Below are 17,711 nucleotides of genomic sequence, written 5' to 3' on the forward strand. Positions count from 1 at the left end.
CCCCGTCCGCCCCGTCCGCCTCGTCGATCAAGGGCGTATGCGCACGGTTTGATCTCCAATCATGTGAATACGTCCTTGATCGACGCGCAACTCCTTGATCGACGGACGAGGTCGGGTACGTCTGTGGTCGCTCCAGCGACTACGGACGTACCCGAAACCCCTGGTCGGGGCGCGGTCCGTCAGCTGCGACGGAACGCGTAGCGACGCGCCTGCGGCGCCCCCTGTGCACGCCGGCCGCTCCCGCCCCGATCGGTGCCACGCCATCCCGGCGCGGCCTTCGGTGGGGCCTGCCACGCGTCGGTCACGCCGCCGCCGTCAGCGACGGCGGGCAGCCGCACCGGCTTGCCCGGTGTCAGTCCCTCGATCTCGTCCTTGCCGGGGTGGACCGCGAACCCCGCGTCCACGTTCCGGCGGGCGCTTTCGCTGTGCCGCTTGGCAGCCATACGGTGCCTCCTTGTCCTGGAAATGCCGCGCTCTCGCAGGCGGTCGCGCTGGAAAGGGGGATGCCGGACGTCCAGCCACCGAACGGTGGTGCCAGGAACGGCAGGAAGAAGAGACGCCCGGCGTGCTCACGGCCCGCGCGCACAGCGCAGCGGGTCGGCACGGTCTACGGAATGGGCGTCAGTAACGCATGCGCACGACGGTAGCGGAGAACGCCAGCGACCACATCCGGTTTTCGCCGAGTGCAAGGATCGGGTCATGCTGATCGCTTTCTCCATCACCCCGCTCGGGGTGGGCGAGTCCGTCGGTGACCTGGTCGCCGAGGCCGTCCGGGTCGTCCGCGAGTCCGGGCTGCCCAACCAGACCGATGCCATGTTCACCCTCGTCGAGGGCGAGTGGGACGAGGTGATGGCGGTGGTCAAACGGGCGGTCGACGTCGTGGCCGCGCACGCGCCGCGGGTCAGCGTGGTACTGAAGGCCGACATCCGGCCGGGTGTCACCGACGGTCTGACCAGCAAAGTCGTGGACCTCGAGGCACGATTGGCCGACGCGTGAACACCCCGGCCCGGCGGCTGTTGATGTGGGACATCGACTGGACGCTGGTCCACACCGGCGGCGTCGCCAAACTGGCGTACGCCGAGGCGTTCACCAAGGTCACCGGCGTCGCCTGGCGGCAGATGCCGTATCCGGGCGGGCGCACCGACCGGGACATCGCGGCGGAGGCGTTCGCCCTGCACGGCATCGCCGACTGCACGCCGCACCTGGAGACGTTCTTCCAGGTCTACGCCGACGAGTTCCACGCCCGCCGGCACCTGCTCCGCGACGTGGGCCGGGTGCTGCCCGGCGTGCCGCAGGTGCTCACCGCGCTCGCCGCACGCCCCCACGTCGTACAGACGCTGGTCACCGGCAACATCGCCCCGGTGGCGTTAGCCAAGCTCACCGCCTTCGACCTGCATGCGGCGGTCGACTTCGAGATCGGCGGGTACGGCCGGGAGGACCTGGTCCGGGCCGACCTGGTGCGGCGCTGCCGGATGCTGGCCGAGCGAGGGCACGGCCGCTTCGCGGACGCGGAGGTTGTCGTGATCGGTGACACCGTGCACGACGTGGCGGGCGCCCTCGCCAACGGCGTGACGGCGATCGGGGTGGCGACCGGCGACACGAGCGCGGCTGAGCTGGCGGCGGCGGGGGCGCATCTCGTCTTCGACGATCTGAGCGAGGTCGACGCGGTGGTGGACGTCCTCGCTGGCGCCGCCGCCCCCTGAGCCTCCGCAGGCCGGGTTGCCCTGCGCTCAGCCCCCGGCCGGAGGCGGTGGGACCGGGTTCGGGATGGCGCCACCGAATCGGCGGTCGCGTTGGGCGTAGAGCTCGCAGGCGTACCAGAGGTGCCGGCGGTCGAAGTCCGGCCAGAGCGTGTCCATGAAGATCAGTTCCGCGTACGCCGACTGCCAGAGCAGGAAGTTGGAGGTGCGCTGCTCGCCGGAGGGGCGCAGGAAGAGATCGACCTCGGGCACCTCGGGGTGGTAGAGGTAGCGCGAGATCAGCTTCTCGTTGACCTTGTCCGGGTCCACCTTGCCGGCCGCCACGTCCCGCGCGATCGCGGCGGCCGCGTCGGCGATCTCGGCCTGCCCGCCATAGTTGACGCAGAACTGCAGGGTCATCGTCGAGTTGCCCCGCGACATCTCCTCCGCGGTCTGGAGTTCGGAGATCACGCTCTTCCAGAGCCGTCCGGCGCGGCCCGACCAGACCACCCGTACGCCCAGGTCGACGAGCTGGTCCCGGCGACGGCGGATCACGTCGCGGTTGAACCCCATCAGGAAGCGCACCTCGTCCGGCGAGCGCCGCCAGTTCTCGGTGGAGAAGGCGTACGCGGAGAGGTAGGGGACGCCGAGCTCGATCGCACCCTCGATCGTGTCGAAGAGGGAGAACTCACCCTGCTCATGCCCCTTCGTTCGGGGCAGGCCGCGCTCCTTGGCCCACCGCCCGTTGCCGTCCATCACCACGGCCACGTGCCGGGGCAGACTGTCGGCGGGGAGCGCCGGGGGTCGGGCCCCGGACGGGTGCGGGGTGGGTGGCGTGGGCCGACGCGGCGCGCCGCGGCGGCTCATGGACTTGATCAAGAGCGCTCTCCTGGGTTCCGGTCGACCAGCGGCAGCGAGCGTAACCCGCGTTCCAAATGCCACTGCAGGTGCGCCGCGACCAGGCCGCTGCACTCCCGGCGCGTGGCCGTCTCGGCCGCGTCCGCCACCCGCCAGTCACCGGAGGTGAGGGCGGACATCAGGTCGAGGGTGGCGGGCGCCGGGTGGGCGGCGCCGGGCGGTCGACAGTCGGGGCAGACACAACCTCCGGCCGGTACGGAGAACGCGCGGTGCTGTCCGGGAGTGCCGCACACGGCGCAGGCGGCCAGTGCCGGGGCCCAGCCGGCGAAGGTCATGCCGCGCAGCAGGTAGGCGTCGAGCACCAGGGTGGTGGCGTGTTCCCCGTCGGCGAGCGCCCGCAGCGCGCCGATGGTGAGCAGGAAGAGCCGCAGCGACGGCTCGCGTTCGACGGGGGTGAGCCGTTCGGCGGTCTCGGCGATCGCGCTCGCCGCCGTGTACCGCGGGTAGTCGGCGAGAAACCGCTTGCCGTAGAGGTTGATGCCCTCGACCTGGCTCACCGACTGGAGGGACGTGCCGTGCCCCTCGGGGTCGCCGGCCAGCTGCACGTCGACGTGACCGAAGGGCTCCAACCGGGCGCCGAACCGCGAGGTGGTGCGCCGTACCCCGCGGGCGACCGCGCGGAGGCGACCGTGCCGGCGGGTCAGCAGCGTGATGATGCGGTCTGATTCGCCCAGTTTCTGCACGCGCAGAACCACTGCGTCGTCGCGGTAGAGCTGGCGGCGGTATCCGGGCACCCCGCCATTCTGCCCCGGCCCGTCCGCCGATGATCCGCGCCCGGCACATGGGGAACCCCGACCCGGATCTCAGGGTCGTTTCCGGGACAGCTCGTGGGCGTGCCGGATTCCGCCGTCGGTCGGCCGCCCGTAACGTCCGTCGCATGCGTTACTCCCGGACCGTCACGGCCGCAGCGGGGGCCACCGCTCTCCTCTCGCTGGCCGGCTGCGGCGCCCTCGCCGAACGGCGGCTCGACTTCAGCCGCACCGAGGCCGTCAAGATCACTGAAATCACCATCGCCCCCGGCAGCGGGAACATCGTTGTCCGGACCGGCCCGGTCTCGACCGTGCAGATCAAGCGGGTGGTGCGCTACCAGGGCGGCGAGCCCGGTGCGACCTACCGCATCGACGGCACGGTGCTGGCGGTGGATACCGACTGCGGACGCCGGTGCAGCGTCTCGTACGACATCCTCGCCCCGCAGGGGGTCGCGGTACGCGGCGAGAACGGCTCGGGCGACCTGGATCTCACGGACGTATCCGCGGTGGAGGTGAAGGTCGGGTCCGGCTCGATCACCGTGACCCGCGCGTTCGGCACGGTGACCGCGGAGACCGGCTCCGGCGACATCGAGTTGGTCGACGCCGCGGCCGCGGTCTCCGCGCACACGGGTTCGGGCTCGATCGACGGACGCGGCCTCGGTCGCGGCCGGGTCGAGGCGGAGACCGGCTCCGGCGACATCACCCTTGCGCTGGCCACCCCGGCTGCCGTGCGGGCGCGCGCGTCGAGCGGGTCGATCGACCTGACCGTGCCGGACGGCGGTTATCGAATCGCCGCCAGCACCGGCTCCGGGAGCAAGAACCTCGAGGTGAGCGACGACCCTGGGGCGTCGTCGGCGCTGGACCTGGAAACGGGGAGCGGCGACATCACGGTGAAGCGCCGCTGACGGTCGCTCGGGGCCCGGCCACCACCGGGGCGTCGGTGGGCCGGAGCGCCGGGTCGTCCGGACGCGCCCGTGCGCCCGCCCCGGCGGTCACCCTGCCCGGGGTGACGGCCGCGTCGGCGGTCACCAACGGAGCGTCGGCCGCGCGGCGGGGCCCCGGCACCACGGCGAGCCGGCGTTGCGCGGCGAGATCCTCGACCCACCCGAACAACGCCACGGCGAGGGCGAGAAGCACCGCCAGGCCGGTCAGTCGCAGCGCGATCCCCGACGGGGTCAGTGCGCCCCAGCCGAGCCGGACGGTGACCGTGATGATGCCGAGCAGGATCGGCATGTGCCACAGATAGATGGTCAGCGCCCGCTGGTTGAGCACGGTGACGGCCCGGCTGACCAGCGCGTTCCGGTCGATCCATGCGGCACGCGCGGGGGCCAGACCGAGCAGGATCAGGACGAAGCCGATCGACCAGAGGGCATTGCCCAGGCGGATGTCGTTGATGTCGAAGCCGCGGGGTCCGGGGTGGGTGAGGATCCAGGCCGCGCCGAGCCCGCTGAGGGCGGTCGAGAGGGCGACCAGCACCCGGCGCGGCATCCGCCGGAGCATCCCGTCGTGGTGGGCGAAGCCGAGCAGCCAGGCACCGAAGTACAGGCCGATGTCCTGCACCACCTCGTTCGCCGGCAGCAGACCGAACTCGACGGCCACCAGCAACACGTACGGGGCGATGACGGTGGGCACCGGGAACCGCCGGAACAGCGGCAGGGCCAGCGGCGACAACAGCACGAACCATAGATAGTCGCGCAGATACCAGATCGTGCTGAGCGCCAGCGCTCCCCAGCCGTTGCTCGGCGGATCGGAGAGGGGAAGCGCCCAGAAGACCAGCCGCCAGTTCACGGCGAGGCCGGTGACCAGCATGGCCGGCACGAAGACCGCCGCGAGCATCCAGAGCGATGGCAGCAACCGACGCAGTCGACGGCCCACCGCCGCGGGACCGGACCGGTCCAACGAGGCGGCCATCAGGGATCCGGCGAGGGCGAACATCACGGACATCGCCGGGAACGCCAGGGTCAGGAAGGCCCAGCCCGTGGCGTGATAGACGACAACTCGGATGATTGCCAGAAAGCGCAGCAGATCCAGGTATCTGTTTCGCATCAACTCATACGTATCGCACGAACCTGGGAGTGGCATCTCAGGTTGGCCTCGGGGACACCTGACGCTCTACCCAGGTGGGTGCAGGAAGGAACGCTCCACCCGTAACCGGACGGGTGAAAAAGCCCACATCGGCAAAGGCGCGGCTATCGAGGTACGCCGAGCGGGGTCACGCAGAAGGTGTGCCCGAGCAGGCCCATCGCGGTCGCCCGCTGACCCGTCGCGGGGGGTACCACATCGGCGTATTTCTCCGCGTCGTCCTGCGGGTCGTACCCGATCTCCGCACCCTCCGCCAGCGACCACCATCGCCTCGTGTTGCGGCTGACGCCCCAGAGCACGCGAAAGCCGGTGGCGTCGGCGGTGAGGCACGCCGAGATCAGGCGCCCGCAGTCGTCCGGGGAGAGCCACGAGTCCAATGCCCATTCACCGGGCGGCTCGGGGAAGCACGCCCCGATCCGGAGCGCGAAGACGGTCATGCCGAACCGGTCGGCGTAGAGACTGCCCAGCCCTTCGACCGCCGCCTTGCTCCACCCGTAGTAGCTGTCCGGCCGGGGCGGCGAGTCCGACGGCACGCCGTCGGGTCCGCTCGGGGCGGGCACCCCGGCGGGCTCCGGCGTCGTCCCCTCGCGGCGGTAGAAGCCCGCGGCGTGGATGGACGAGGCCAGCAAAACGCGGCGCACGCCCGCGACCCGCGCGGCATCGAGCAGCGTACGGGTGCCGTCCACGTTGACCCGCAGGATGTTCTCCCAGGTGTCCTCGGTCTTCAGCGCCGCCAGATGGACCACCGCGTCGACGCCGGTGCACGCCTGCCGCACCGCGTCGACGTCGGAGAGGTCCGCGGCGACCACCTCGACCGCCTCACCGGGCTCGGCCGGCGGTTGCGCCACCCGGTCGAGCAGGCGCAGCGTCCGGCCGGGAGCGGCCAGGCGGGGGCGGAGCATCTGACCGATGCGGCCACCGGCACCCGTGATGAGAACCCGTTCCACGATGACCGCCTCCGGTTGCGGGTGTCAGAAGCCGAGCTTGCGAAGCTGCTTCGGATCGCGTTGCCAGTCCTTGGCGACCCGTACGTGCAGGTCGAGATAGACCCGCCTGCCCAGCAACGTCTCGATCTCCTGCCGGGACCGGGTGCCCACGTACTTGAGCCGGCTGGCCTTCGCCCCGATGACGATCGCCTTCTGACTCGGGCGCTCGACATAGAGGTCCGCGTAGATCTTGGTGACCGAGCCCTCCTGCTGCATCTCCTCGACCACCACCGCGATGGAGTGCGGCAGCTCGTCGCGGACCCCCTCCAGCGCCGCCTCCCGGATCAACTCCGCGATCAGCACCTGCTCCGGCTCTTCCGTGAGCATGTGGTCGGGGTAGAGCTGCGGCGAGGGCGGCAGGTAGCGCGTCATCACCTCGACCAGGGTGTCGACCTGGTGACCGGAGACGGCGCTGACCGGCACGATCTCGGCGAAGTCACCGAGCTCGCTCACCGCGAGCAACTGCTCGGCCAGGCGCTTGCGGTCGACCAGGTCCGTCTTGGTGACCACGGCCAGCACGGTCGCCTTCAGCTCGGCCATCTCGCCGGTGATGAAACGGTCGCCGCGACCGATCGGCTCGTCAGCCGGGATGCAGAGGCCGACGACGTCGGTCTCGCTCCACGTCTGCCGGACGAGATCGTTGAGACGTTCACCGAGCAGGGTCCGCGGTCGGTGCAGTCCGGGCGTGTCGACGAGGACGAGCTGCCCATCCGGGCGGTGCAGGACGGCGCGGATGATGTGCCGGGTCGTCTGCGGCTTGTTCGAGGTGATCGCGATCTTCTGGCCGATGATCGCGTTGGTCAGCGTCGACTTGCCCGCGTTGGGTCGTCCGACGAAACAGGCGAAACCCGCCCGGTACGTCGGGGCGTCCTGCCGCGCGGGAGCCGTGACCGGGGCGTTGCGCTCGCCGCGCGCGCTCACTCCACCACCGTACCGAGCAGAGTGCCGTCCGGGGCGGCGACGTGGACGGGGACGTCGGCGGCCAGATCGCGGACCGCGGTGTGACCGGCGCCGTCGAGCGTGGAGGCCTCGGTGACCACGGCCGCGCCCTCCAGCCGGGTGGCGCCGGCGGCGACTGCGGACGCCACCGCAAGCTGCAGCGCCGTGAGCGTCAGCGACGGAAGCGAGACGCTCGCCGCCGCGTACGTCCGCCCGTCCTGGTCGCGGACCGCGGCCCCCTCGATCGCCCCGATCCGGGCGCGGGCGCCCCGCGCCAGCGTCACCAGCTTGGCGTCCTCGGCGCTCAACTCGGCGGGCACCGGCGCGGCCGACGACCCGACGGGTGCGGTGGATGACTCAGGCATCAGCGGGTTGCCTCTCCTCTGACCAGCTCTGGTATGCGCGCGGACCGGACACGTCACCCGGGGCCGAGCCGTCCGACATCTCGTCGTCGGACCCGTCCTCGGCGGTGCTGCGGCGCACCAGGAGCGAATCGACGCGGTTACGCCGGCCGGTGGTGCCCTCGGCGACGAGTCGCAACCCGCCTACCGTAGCGGTCGCGCCGGGGATCGGCACCCGGCCCAGGGCCTGGGCCAGCAGCCCGCCCACGGTCTCCACCTCATCGGTGGGCAACTCGACGTCGAACAGCTCACCGAGATCTTCGACCGGCAGCCGGGCGGTGACGCGTACCGCCCCGTCGTCGAGCCGTTCCACGGGCGGGCGCTCCACGTCGTATTCGTCGGTGATCTCGCCGACGATCTCCTCGAGGATGTCCTCGATCGTGACCAGGCCGCCGGTGCCGCCGTACTCGTCCACGACGATCACCAGGTGGGTGCGGGCGGCCTGCATCTCGGAGAGCAGGTCGTCCACGGGCTTCGACTCCGGGACGAAGATCGCCTCACGCATCAACTGGACGACCGGCAGGGCGTTGGCCGCGGGGTCTCCCCCCTGCAGGCGCCGGATCACGTCCTTGAGGTAGACGATGCCGAGCACGTCGTCGACGTTCTCCCCGATGACCGGGATGCGGGAGAAGCCGGACCGCAGGAACAGGCCGAGCGCCTGGCGCAGCGTCTTGTCCGACTCGATCCAGACCATCTCGGTGCGCGGCACCATCACCTCACGCGCGATGGTGTTACCGAGCGCGAAGACGGAGTGGATCATCTGCCGTTCGCCGTGCTCCACCACGCCGCGCTGCTCAGCCAGGTCGACCAGCTCACGCAGTTCGATCTGGGTGGCGAACGGGCCCTCGCGGAAGCCGCGACCCGGTGTGACCGCGTTGCCGATCAGGATCAGCAGCGAGGCCAGCGGATTGAGCGCCCGGCCCAGCCCGCGCACGAGCGGCGCGGTGATCCGGCCGACGGCGTAGGCGTGCTGGCGGCCGAGCGTACGCGGCGCGACCCCGACCACGACGAAGCTGACCACGGTCATCGCGGTGGCGGTGACCAGGGCGGCCGTCCAGCCGGCGCCGAAGGTGTCGACGGCGACCAGCGCCACCAGCGTCGTCGCGGTCAGCTCGCAGAGCAGTCGCAGCAGCAGCAGCAGGTTGAGATGGCGGACGACGTCGGAGGCGACGATCTGCAGCGGCCTCGCCCCGCGGACCCCGTCGCGGGCCAACTCGGCGGCGCGGGCCGGCGAGACCGCGACCAGCGCGGCGTCGGTCATCGCGACGATGCCGGCCAGCACGACCAGCCCCGCGGCGAAGACGAGCAGCTGCAGGTCGGGCAGGCCGGACGCCACATCGACGGCGGCGAGCGGCGTCGCCGCGAATTCCCCGGTCACTGTGTCTGCGCAGCCCGCCAGCTGGTGAGCAGCCGGGCCTGCAACGCGAACATCTCGCGCTCCTCATCGGGCTCGGCGTGGTCGTAGCCGAGCAGGTGCAGGACGCCGTGCACGGTCAGCAGGTGCAGCTCGTCCGCGGGGGTGTGCCCGGCGGTGGCCGCCTGCTTCGCGGCGACCTCCGGGCAGAGCACGATGTCGCCGAGCAGGCCGGGCTCGCCCGAGCTCACCTCGCCGGGCCCGTGGTCGACGCTCCCCTCGTCCATGGGGAACGCGAGCACGTCGGTCGGGCCTTCACCGCCCATCCAGCGGTGGTTGAGCTCCGTCATGTATTCCACGTCCACCAGCAGGATGGAGAGCTCGGCGAGGGGGTTGACCCCCATCTCGCCGAGCGCGTGGCGGGCCACGGCGAGCACGGCGTCGGTGTCGACGTCGAGCCCGGACTCGTTGGCGATCTCGATGGACAACTAAATCCCCCGGTTGGTTATCGGCGCCGGTTGGCGCGGCCGCCCTGAGCGGTCCGGCCCGGCACGGCGTGGACGCCCTGGCCCTGTTCGGCCTCACGCTCGGCGTCGTAGCGGGCGTACGCGTCGACGATTTCGCTGACGAGCCTGTGCCGCACGACATCCGAGCTGCCCAGCTCCGCGAAATGGACGTCCTCGACACCCGCGAGGATGTCCCGGACGATCCTCAGCCCGCTGGTGGTGCCCCCGGGCAGGTCGACCTGGGTGATGTCACCCGTGACGACGATCCGGGAATTGAAGCCGAGCCGGGTCAGGAACATCTTCATCTGCTCGGGCGTAGTGTTCTGCGCCTCGTCGAGGATGATGAACGCGTCGTTGAGCGTGCGTCCACGCATGTACGCCAGCGGGGCCACCTCGATCGTGCCGGCCGCCATCAGCTTGGGGATGGAGTCGGGGTCGAGCATGTCGTGCAGGGCGTCGTAGAGCGGACGCAGGTAAGGGTCGATCTTCTCGTAGAGGGTGCCGGGCAGGAAGCCCAGCCGCTCCCCCGCCTCGACCGCCGGCCGGGTCAGGATGATCCGGCTGATCTGCTTGGCCTGCAGGGCCTGGACGGCCTTCGCCATGGCGAGGTAGGTCTTACCGGTGCCCGCGGGGCCGATGCCGAAGACGATGGTGTGGGCGTCGATCGCGTCGACGTAGCGCTTCTGACCCAGCGTCTTGGGACGGATGGTCCGCCCGCGCCGGGACAGGATGTTGAGGGTGAGGACATCGGCGGGCCGCTCGGTGGTGCCCTGCTCGAGCATCCCGACGGTTCGCCGGACGGCGTCGGTGGTCAGTGTTTCGCCCTTCTCAATCAGCTCGAGCAGCTCACTGAAGAGGCGCTCTGCGACCGCGTTGTCCGCGGGAGCGCCGGTGATGGTGATCTCGTTGCCGCGCACGTGGACGTCACTGTCGACCGATCGCTCGACCAGCCGCAGGATCTCGTCACCTGCGCCAAGGAGGTTAACCATGATCTGCGGATCAGGAACCGTGATCCTGGTCTGCACCCGGGCGGGGCCGGGAGGAGGAGTGCCGGTCATAGGTCGGCCCGTGGGCCTACGCCACCTGCTCTCGATCTCGGTGCCGCGCGCTGTGCGCGGCGAGCGGACGATTGTTCCATCGTATCGGCTCAACGCCGGGCGCACCGCGTCCATTTCCGCGCGCCCGCACCCTGGTCCTGTACCCCGTCCTCGGGCCCGCTCCCCTCGCCGATCAAGGTCATTTTCACACGGGTGGAGATCAACTCGTGTGAACGGGCCCTTGATCGACGCGAAGGTCCTTGATCGACCAGCGCGGCGAGCTCAGTCGATCAGCAGCAAAGCGGACATTAGAACCATGCCGAACGCCCCGTACGCCCTGACCGCCGGAGGTCACGGCTCGCTGACGGTGACGCCGTCGAAGGTTTCCTGCGTCCGGGTGATCCGGTACGTGGCCCAGTGCATCCGGACCACCGTCCCCGCCTCGTCACGGGTGAGCCGCAGCAGTTCGCCGACCTCCCGCCCCGAAACGGTCCGCAGCACGTCGGGCTGATCCGGCAGCGGCATGAACACCGACGGCGGCTTCCCGGCCGGGTCGTCCGCGCCCCGCGCCCGCAGCGCCCCGTCCCGCCAGAAGAACACGTACTCGAAGCCCTCGCCCCACCAGCGTCCCAGCACCGAGCGATAGGCCGCCGGAGCCGCCTCCCCGGGTGTCCAGGCCACGATGTCGGCCGGGTCCTCCTGCACCGCGGCGGCGAGCAGCCGGTGCGGCAACTCGATCGTCGCGACGGCCGTGCCCGAGGAGCCCAGCACGGCGCAGCCCATCGCCGCGGCCGTGCCGGCCCCGCCCCGACGGCCGTAGACGCCGGCGAGGAAGCCGGGCATCGCCCCGTCATGGCCGACGTGCAGCACCCGGTCGCCCTGCGGCACCAGGATCAGGCCGAGCCCGAACCCGCCCACCCACAGCGACTCGTCGGTGACCGTCAACGGCCAGCGCATCTCGTCGAGCGTCGCCGGTCGCAGCACCTCGGCACCGGGGTCGAGCGCGGCCGGGTCGGCCAGGAACGCCGCCCACCGCGCCATGTCGGGAGCGCTGCTCCAGATCTGCCCGGCGGGCGCGACCGCGCCGAAGTCGGCCGGCGGCTCCGGCCGGGCGTGATCGGAGTACGCGTCGACCAGGAATCCGGTCACCGCCGTCGGATCGGGCCGGACCGTGGTGCGGGTGAGCCCGAGCGGAGTGAGGATCCGGTCCTGCAGGACCTCGGCCCAGGTGCCGCCGCGCAGTCGGGCCACCGCGTGGCCCAGCAGCGAGAGACCCAGGTTGGAGTAGTGGTAGCGGCGGGCCGGGGACAGCACCCGTTCGGCGCGGACCAGGTCGGCGACGAGCTGGTCGGTGTCCGGCGCGCGCAGCGTGTCCCACACGTCGCCGTACGGCTCGCGCTGGAGCCCGGAGGTGTGCGACAGCAGCCGCCGCACGGTCAGCTCGCCGTGCGCGGGCACGTCGAGGTGGCGCCCGACCGGATCGTCCAGGTCGAGCAGGCCGTCGTCGCGGGCCTGCATGACGAGGACCGCGGTCAACGTCTTCGTCACCGAGCCGATCCGGAACTGGCTCTCCGGGCTGAGCGGGCTGTCGTTGCCCGAACCGCCCACCGCACAGCTCCACAGCGGACGGTCGGCCCGGTGCAGCGCCGCGGAGAGCGCGGGGATCCGCGCCTCGGCCTGCGTCTGCCGCACCATCCGTTCCAGCCCGCGGCCGGCGTCACCCATTCCGCTCCCCCTTCAAGATCACCAGCAGGATACCGGCGGCGAGCGGAAGGACCCGTGTCATCGCCTGTGGACAACACCGGGCCCCACCACACCGCTCAACCTCAGCGAACGAGCATCGGGCCGAGCGGCGCACCGCCGAGCACGTGCGCGTGCGCGTGGAACACCTCCTGGCCGGCGTACGCGCCGGTGTTGAACATCAGCCGGAAGCCGTCGGCGAGCAGCCCCTCGGACTCGGCCACGGCGGCGGCCGTCGCGAGCACCTCACCGGCGAGTTGGGGATCGGCCTGGCCGAGCGTGGCCACGTCGGCGTAGTGCTCCTTCGGAATCACCAGGACGTGCACCGGGGCCTGCGGCGCCAGGTCACGGAACGCGAGCGTGGTGTCGGTCTCGCGCACCACGGTCGTCGGGATCTCGCCGGCCGCGATGCGGCAGAAGACACAGTCAATGTTCACCCCAGGCATGGTAGGCGCGTCCCCGGCGGGGCGTCACGCACCGCCGACGGCCCGCACCGGGCATGATGGAGCGCGTGACGGGACGAGCGGTGCTGGTGACGGGGGCTTCCCGGGGGATCGGACGGGCGGTCGCGGCGGCATTCGCCGCCAGCGGTGACCGGGTCGCCGTACACCACCGCGACTCGGCGACCCTCGCCGAGCAGTTGACGGCGTCGCTGCCCGGCGAGGGGCACGTGGTGGTCCGCGCCGACCTCACCGACCCGGCCGCGGTCCAGCAGATGGTCGACGGCGCGGCCGATCGGCTCGGCGGGCTCGACGTGCTGGTCAACAACGCCGGCGTCTACCAGCCCCACCCGGTCCTCGAGACGTCGTACGAGCAGTGGCAACAGCAGTGGCGGCGCACGTTGGACACCAACCTGGTCGGCGCGGCCAACGCGATCTGGTGCGCGGCGCGGCACATGCGGGAGCGCGGCGGTCGCATCGTCAACGTCTCCTCGCGGGGCGCGTTCCGGGGCGAGCCGAGCCAGCCGGCGTACGGCGCCAGCAAGGCGGGGCTCAACGCGTTGACCCAGTCGCTCGCGGTGGCGCTCGGCCCGTACGGCATCGCGGTGGCCGCCGTGGCGCCCGGCTTCGTCGAGACCGACATGACCAACGAGCACCTCAAGGCCGCACGCGGCGCCGAGATCCGGGCGCAGAGCCCGTTCAACCGCGTCGCCCGCCCCGACGAGATCGCCGCGGCGGTGCACTGGCTCGCCTCGCCGGAGGCGGAGTGGGCGTCCGGCACGATCATCGATCTCAACGGGGCGTCCTACCTGCGCAGCTGAGCCCGCGCCACGTCGGGTCGCTATGACGCAACTGGTATGGCATCGACATATTGTCATGGCTCTATCGCGCTTCGTACGCTGCCGGCACTGATCCGTCGGCGTGCCCGTGGGGCACGTCGCGCCCCCGCTGGAGGAGCCATGGTTCGTTGGCAGAAGTTGCTCGGCGCGGCGGCGGCCGCGCTGACCGCGATGTCGTTCGGCGCGGTCGCCGTGGCGTCGCCGGCCGCGGCCGCCCCGGACCCGGGGGTCACGCCGTTCGTCGTCGGCGGCACGCGAGCCGCGGAAGGCGAGTTCCCCTGGATGGTGCGGCTCTCCATGGGGTGCGGCGGCGCCCTCTACACGACGCAGATCGTGATCACGGCCGCCCACTGCGTGAGCAGGACGGGCGCCAACACCAGTATCACCGCGACGATGGGGTCGGTGGACCTGCAGTCGTCGACCCGGATCACCCGCAAGTCCACCTACGTCTACCGCGCGCCCGGGTACAACGGCACCGGCAAGGACTGGGCGCTGATCAAGCTGGCCAGCCCGGTCAGCCTCCCGACGCTGAAGATCGCGACCACGACGGCGTACAACAGCGGCACCTTCACCGTCGCCGGCTGGGGCGCCAACCGGGAGGGCGGCGCACAGCAGCGCTACCTGCTGAAGGCGCAGGTGCCGTTCGTCAGCGACGCGAGCTGCCGGCAGTCGTACCCGGATCTGGTCCCGAACGAGGAAATCTGCGCCGGCTACGCGCAGGGCGGGGTCGACACCTGCCAGGGTGACTCCGGTGGCCCGATGTTCCGCCGGGACGCCGCCAACGCGTGGATCCAGGTCGGCATCGTGAGCTGGGGCAACGGCTGCGCCCGCCCCAACTACCCCGGCGTCTACACGGAGGTCAGCACGTTCGCCTCGGCCATCGCCTCCGCCGCCGCGGGCTTGTAGCTGCCGTACCGCCCGTGCCGCCCCGCCCGGACCCGTTCGGGCGGGGCGGCGCCGTCTCTACCTGACGGTGCCGGCGTGCGGCGTGATCGTCACCATCGGCCGAGCCGGGCCGAGAGGACGGCGAGCGCGGCCACCCCCGCCGTCGATGTGCGCAGCACCGCCTCGCCCAGGCGCACCGACCGCGCGCCGGCCGCCTCGAACGCTTTGAGTTCGGCGGGGGCGATGCCACCCTCCGGCCCCACCACGAGAACGATCTCCCCCTGGTCGGGCAGCTCCACGGTCGACAACCGGGTCTCCGCCTCCTCGTGCAGCACGAAGCCCGCCGCGGCGGCGCCGAGCCGGCGGGTCACCGCCGCAGTCGACTCGTCGGGGTCGGACGCGGACCCGGCGACCACCGGCAGCCAGGCGCGACGGGCCTGTTTCGCCGCTTCCCGGGCGGTCGTCGCCCACTTGTCCCGGGCGCGCGCGCCCCGGTCACCGCGCCACTGCGTCACCGACCGCGCCGCCGCCCAGGGCACGATCTCGTCGACCCCGACCTCGGTCATCGCCTGCACGGCGAGTTCGCCCCGGTCGCCCTTCGCGATCCCCTGCACGACGACGAGGCGCGGGTGGAGCGGCTCGGTGTGCCGGCGGGAGCGGATCGACAGATCGAGGTGGCCCCGGCCGACGGCGGTGACCACCGCCGTCGCGCTGCCACCGCGTCCGTCGGCGAGGAGCAACTCCTCCCCCACCCGCAACCGCTGCACGGTGGCGGCGTGGTGACCTTCGGCCCCGCCGAGGGTGTAGGTGTCGCCCGACGGCAGCGACCCGACCAGGAACAGCGGTGCGCTCACCGGGTCAGGCGTGGCCGTTGAAGGCGTCGCGCATCCGGGAGAAGAAGCCGCCCTGCTTGCTGAGCTCGGCCACCTCTTCGCCGCGGGTCTTCGCGAACTCGCGCAGCGTCCGCTCCTGGTCGGCGTCGAGCTTGGTCGGCGTGCGCACGTCGAGGTGCACGTAGAGGTCGCCGCGACCGGTGCCGCGCAGGTGTGGCACGCCCCGGGCGCGCAGCCGCAGCGTCGCGCCCGGCTGGGTGCCGGCCTTGACGTCGACCGGTTCCTCGCTGTCGAGAGTCTTGATGGTCAACCGGGTGCCCAGGGCCGCCGCGGTCATCGGAACCGTGACCCGGCAGTGCAGGTCGTCGCCCTTGCGGGAGTAGACGTCGTGCGGCCGTTCGTGGATCTCCACGTAGAGATCACCGGCGGTGCCGCCACCGGGGCCCACCTCGCCCTGCTGGGCGAGGCGGATCCGCATGCCGTCCTCGACCCCGGCCGGGATCTTGACGGTCAGCGAACGGCGGGTGCGGACCCGGCCGTCACCCGCGCAGGTCGGGCAGGGGTGCGGGATGACCGTGCCGTAGCCCTGGCAGACGGTGCAGGGGCGGGAGGAGACGACCTGACCGAGGAAGGTGCGCTGGATCGACTGAACCTCGCCCCGCCCGCCACACGCCTCACAGGTCGCGAGGTGGGTGCCGTCGGCCGTGCCGGCGCCGGAGCAGGTGGTGCAGACCACGGCGGTGTCGACGGTGATCGGCGCCTCGACGCCGAAGGCGGTCTCGTTGAGGTCGAGCTCCAGACGCAGGATCGCGTCGGCGCCGGGCCGGGTCCGCGGCCGCGGCCCGCGGGACGCGCCGCCCGCGCCGCCGAAGAACGCGTCCATGATGTCCTGGAAGCCGACGAACGGGCCGGCGCCGGGCCCGCCCGGGCCGCCACCGCCGCCCGGCGCGAGAGGGTCTCCGCCCAGGTCGACGATCTGCCGCTTCTGGTCGTCGGAGAGGACCTCGTACGCCGCGTTGATGTCCTTGAACTTCTCGTGCGCCTCGGGATCCGGGTTGACGTCCGGGTGGAACTGGCGCGCCAGCTTCCGGTAGGCCCGCTTGATCTCGTCGTCGGAGGCTTCCCGGCTCACGCCGAGAATCCCGTAGTAGTCCTTGGCCACTGCGTTCCGTGTCCTCATGTCAGTCGCGCGATGTCAGTCTCGCGTGGGCAGTCCGCCGGTGGTCGGTGCCGAGCCGGCGGGTCAGTTCTGGGCCAGCAGGTCGCCCACGTAGCGTGCCACGGCACGCACCGTGGCGATGGTGCCGGGGTAGTCCATCCGGGTCGGCCCCAGCACACCGAGGCCACCCACGATGGTGGCGCCCGGTCCGTAACCGGTGCTGACCACGGAGGCCAACCGGAGGTTGTCGAACTCGTTCTCGTCGCCGATGCGCACCCGAAGCGTGCTCGGCTCCACCTCACCGATCAGCTTGAGCAGGATGACCTCCTCCTCGAGCGCCTCGAGGATCGGGCGTAACGAGCCCTGGAAATCGAGGACGCCACCCCGGGTCAGGTTAGCCGTACCCGCCAGGGCGATGCGCTCCTCGTGCCGTTCGACGAGGGTCTCCAGCAGCACCGAGGCGAGAGTGGCCATCGCCGGCCGCAGGGCGGGCACCGCCTCCTCGACCAGCGCCTGCACCAGCGGCGGGGTGTCCGAGAGACGCTTGCCGCCGAGCTTTTCGTTGACCAGGCGGCGCAGGTCGGTGATGTCGTCGGCCGGCACCGGGCCGGGGAGTTCGACCAGTCGCTGCTCGACCCGACCGGTATCGGCGATCATGACGAGCATGAGCCGGGTGGTGGAGATCGGCACCAGCTCCAGGTGACGGACCGAGGATCGGGCCAGGCTCGGGTACTGCACGACGGCGACCTGCCGGGTGAGCTGCGCGAGCAGCCGTACGGTGCGGTGCACGACGTCGTCGAGGTCCACCGCGCCGACCAGGAAACGCTCGATCGCCCGGCGCTCGGCCGGGGTGAGCGGCTTCACCCGCGAGAGGCGGTCCACGAAGAGCCGGTAGCCGCGGTCGGTCGGGACGCGGCCCGCACTGGTGTGCGGTTGCCGGATGTAGCCCTCCTCCTCGAGCACGGCCATATCGTTGCGCACCGTGGCGGGCGACACGCCGAGCTGATGCCGTTCGACGAGCGTCTTGCTGCCGACCGGTTCCTGGGTCGCAACGTAGTCCTCGACGATGGCACGGAGCACGTCGAGTTTCCGGTCGTCGAGACCCATCTCCACCTCCTCGCGCACTACGCTGGCACTCGACTGTAGCGAGTGCCAGCATACGTC

20 protein-coding genes are annotated in these 17,711 nt (G+C 71.6%); 5 read left to right on the forward strand and 15 right to left on the reverse strand.

The window, feature by feature from the left end; translation table 11 throughout:
* Positions 1 to 179: 179 nt before the first annotated feature.
* Complete coding sequence (locus AB0J06_RS17260; RefSeq protein ID WP_357429522.1) at positions 180 to 443, reverse strand: hypothetical protein; 264 nt, start codon at positions 441 to 443, stop codon at positions 180 to 182.
* Between the two features lie 256 nt (positions 444 to 699).
* On the opposite strand from AB0J06_RS17260, the gene AB0J06_RS17265 reads away from it, so the two are divergent.
* Complete coding sequence (locus tag AB0J06_RS17265) at positions 700 to 996, forward strand: MTH1187 family thiamine-binding protein (protein ID WP_357429524.1); 297 nt, start codon at positions 700 to 702, stop codon at positions 994 to 996.
* Entirely contained in the window at positions 993 to 1,703 is a 711-nt protein-coding gene (locus AB0J06_RS17270; RefSeq protein WP_357429526.1) for an HAD hydrolase-like protein, read from the forward strand. Before AB0J06_RS17265 ends, AB0J06_RS17270 begins: the two co-directional genes overlap by 4 nt.
* Before the next feature lie 27 nt (positions 1,704 to 1,730).
* On the opposite strand, the gene AB0J06_RS17275 is transcribed toward AB0J06_RS17270, so the two are convergent.
* Together AB0J06_RS17275 and recO are read right to left on the reverse strand one after the other, a co-directional pair.
* Positions 1,731 to 2,546: an isoprenyl transferase gene (locus AB0J06_RS17275; protein ID WP_357429611.1), complete on the reverse strand. Its 816-nt coding sequence runs from the start codon at positions 2,544 to 2,546 to the stop codon at positions 1,731 to 1,733.
* An 8-nt stretch (positions 2,547 to 2,554) separates the two neighbouring features.
* Positions 2,555 to 3,331: a DNA repair protein RecO gene (gene recO / locus AB0J06_RS17280; protein ID WP_357429528.1), complete on the reverse strand. Its 777-nt coding sequence runs from the start codon at positions 3,329 to 3,331 to the stop codon at positions 2,555 to 2,557.
* A gap of 143 nt (positions 3,332 to 3,474) precedes the next feature.
* On the opposite strand from recO, the gene AB0J06_RS17285 reads away from it, so the two are divergent.
* Positions 3,475 to 4,251, forward strand: coding sequence for a DUF4097 family beta strand repeat-containing protein (locus AB0J06_RS17285; protein WP_357429531.1), 777 nt, complete (start codon positions 3,475 to 3,477; stop codon positions 4,249 to 4,251).
* Here the strand turns inward: AB0J06_RS17285 and AB0J06_RS17290 are convergent.
* The 9 genes from AB0J06_RS17290 to AB0J06_RS17330 form a co-directional block, all read right to left on the reverse strand.
* On the reverse strand, positions 4,232 to 5,392 hold the full coding sequence (locus AB0J06_RS17290) for an acyltransferase (RefSeq protein WP_357429533.1): 1,161 nt from the start codon (positions 5,390 to 5,392) through the stop codon (positions 4,232 to 4,234). The genes AB0J06_RS17285 and AB0J06_RS17290 overlap by 20 nt on opposite strands.
* A gap of 143 nt (positions 5,393 to 5,535) precedes the next feature.
* Positions 5,536 to 6,375: an NAD(P)-dependent oxidoreductase gene (locus AB0J06_RS17295; protein WP_357429535.1), complete on the reverse strand. Its 840-nt coding sequence runs from the start codon at positions 6,373 to 6,375 to the stop codon at positions 5,536 to 5,538.
* Positions 6,376 to 6,399: 24 nt separating this feature from the next.
* Complete coding sequence (gene era, locus AB0J06_RS17300) at positions 6,400 to 7,335, reverse strand: GTPase Era (protein WP_357429537.1); 936 nt, start codon at positions 7,333 to 7,335, stop codon at positions 6,400 to 6,402.
* Entirely contained in the window at positions 7,332 to 7,718 is a 387-nt protein-coding gene (locus AB0J06_RS17305; RefSeq protein WP_357429539.1) for a cytidine deaminase, read from the reverse strand. The genes era and AB0J06_RS17305 overlap by 4 nt, the downstream gene beginning before the upstream one ends.
* Positions 7,711 to 9,132, reverse strand: a complete 1,422-nt coding sequence (locus AB0J06_RS17310; RefSeq protein WP_357429541.1) for a hemolysin family protein — start codon at positions 9,130 to 9,132, stop codon at positions 7,711 to 7,713. Before AB0J06_RS17310 ends, AB0J06_RS17305 begins: the two co-directional genes overlap by 8 nt.
* The gene (gene ybeY, locus AB0J06_RS17315; protein WP_357429543.1) at positions 9,129 to 9,596 is read right to left on the reverse strand and encodes an rRNA maturation RNase YbeY; all 468 of its coding nucleotides are present in this window, start codon (positions 9,594 to 9,596) and stop codon (positions 9,129 to 9,131) included. Before ybeY ends, AB0J06_RS17310 begins: the two co-directional genes overlap by 4 nt.
* A gap of 17 nt (positions 9,597 to 9,613) precedes the next feature.
* Complete coding sequence (locus AB0J06_RS17320) at positions 9,614 to 10,672, reverse strand: PhoH family protein (RefSeq protein ID WP_357429545.1); 1,059 nt, start codon at positions 10,670 to 10,672, stop codon at positions 9,614 to 9,616.
* 330 nt (positions 10,673 to 11,002) lie between these two features.
* Entirely contained in the window at positions 11,003 to 12,376 is a 1,374-nt protein-coding gene (locus AB0J06_RS17325) for a serine hydrolase domain-containing protein (protein WP_357429547.1), read from the reverse strand.
* A 101-nt stretch (positions 12,377 to 12,477) separates the two neighbouring features.
* Positions 12,478 to 12,828: a histidine triad nucleotide-binding protein gene (locus tag AB0J06_RS17330; RefSeq protein ID WP_357429549.1), complete on the reverse strand. Its 351-nt coding sequence runs from the start codon at positions 12,826 to 12,828 to the stop codon at positions 12,478 to 12,480.
* 74 nt (positions 12,829 to 12,902) lie between these two features.
* Between AB0J06_RS17330 and AB0J06_RS17335 the strand changes: the two genes are divergently transcribed.
* On the forward strand, positions 12,903 to 13,652 hold the full coding sequence (locus AB0J06_RS17335) for an SDR family oxidoreductase (RefSeq protein ID WP_357429551.1): 750 nt from the start codon (positions 12,903 to 12,905) through the stop codon (positions 13,650 to 13,652).
* Between the two features lie 138 nt (positions 13,653 to 13,790).
* The gene (locus AB0J06_RS17340) at positions 13,791 to 14,576 is read left to right on the forward strand and encodes a serine protease (RefSeq protein WP_357429553.1); all 786 of its coding nucleotides are present in this window, start codon (positions 13,791 to 13,793) and stop codon (positions 14,574 to 14,576) included.
* 89 nt (positions 14,577 to 14,665) lie between these two features.
* Here the strand turns inward: AB0J06_RS17340 and AB0J06_RS17345 are convergent, their stop codons facing one another.
* From AB0J06_RS17345 to hrcA, 3 genes are all read right to left on the reverse strand, one after another.
* Complete coding sequence (locus AB0J06_RS17345) at positions 14,666 to 15,409, reverse strand: 16S rRNA (uracil(1498)-N(3))-methyltransferase (protein ID WP_357429555.1); 744 nt, start codon at positions 15,407 to 15,409, stop codon at positions 14,666 to 14,668.
* 4 nt (positions 15,410 to 15,413) lie between these two features.
* Positions 15,414 to 16,550, reverse strand: a complete 1,137-nt coding sequence (dnaJ, locus tag AB0J06_RS17350; RefSeq protein ID WP_357429614.1) for a molecular chaperone DnaJ — start codon at positions 16,548 to 16,550, stop codon at positions 15,414 to 15,416.
* An 81-nt stretch (positions 16,551 to 16,631) separates the two neighbouring features.
* Positions 16,632 to 17,654, reverse strand: a complete 1,023-nt coding sequence (hrcA, locus tag AB0J06_RS17355; protein ID WP_357429557.1) for a heat-inducible transcriptional repressor HrcA — start codon at positions 17,652 to 17,654, stop codon at positions 16,632 to 16,634.
* Positions 17,655 to 17,711 lie beyond the last annotated feature (57 nt).

It is taken from the genome of Micromonospora sp. NPDC049679 (assembly GCF_040659735.1).
Lineage (GTDB): Bacteria > Actinomycetota > Actinomycetes > Mycobacteriales > Micromonosporaceae > Micromonospora_I.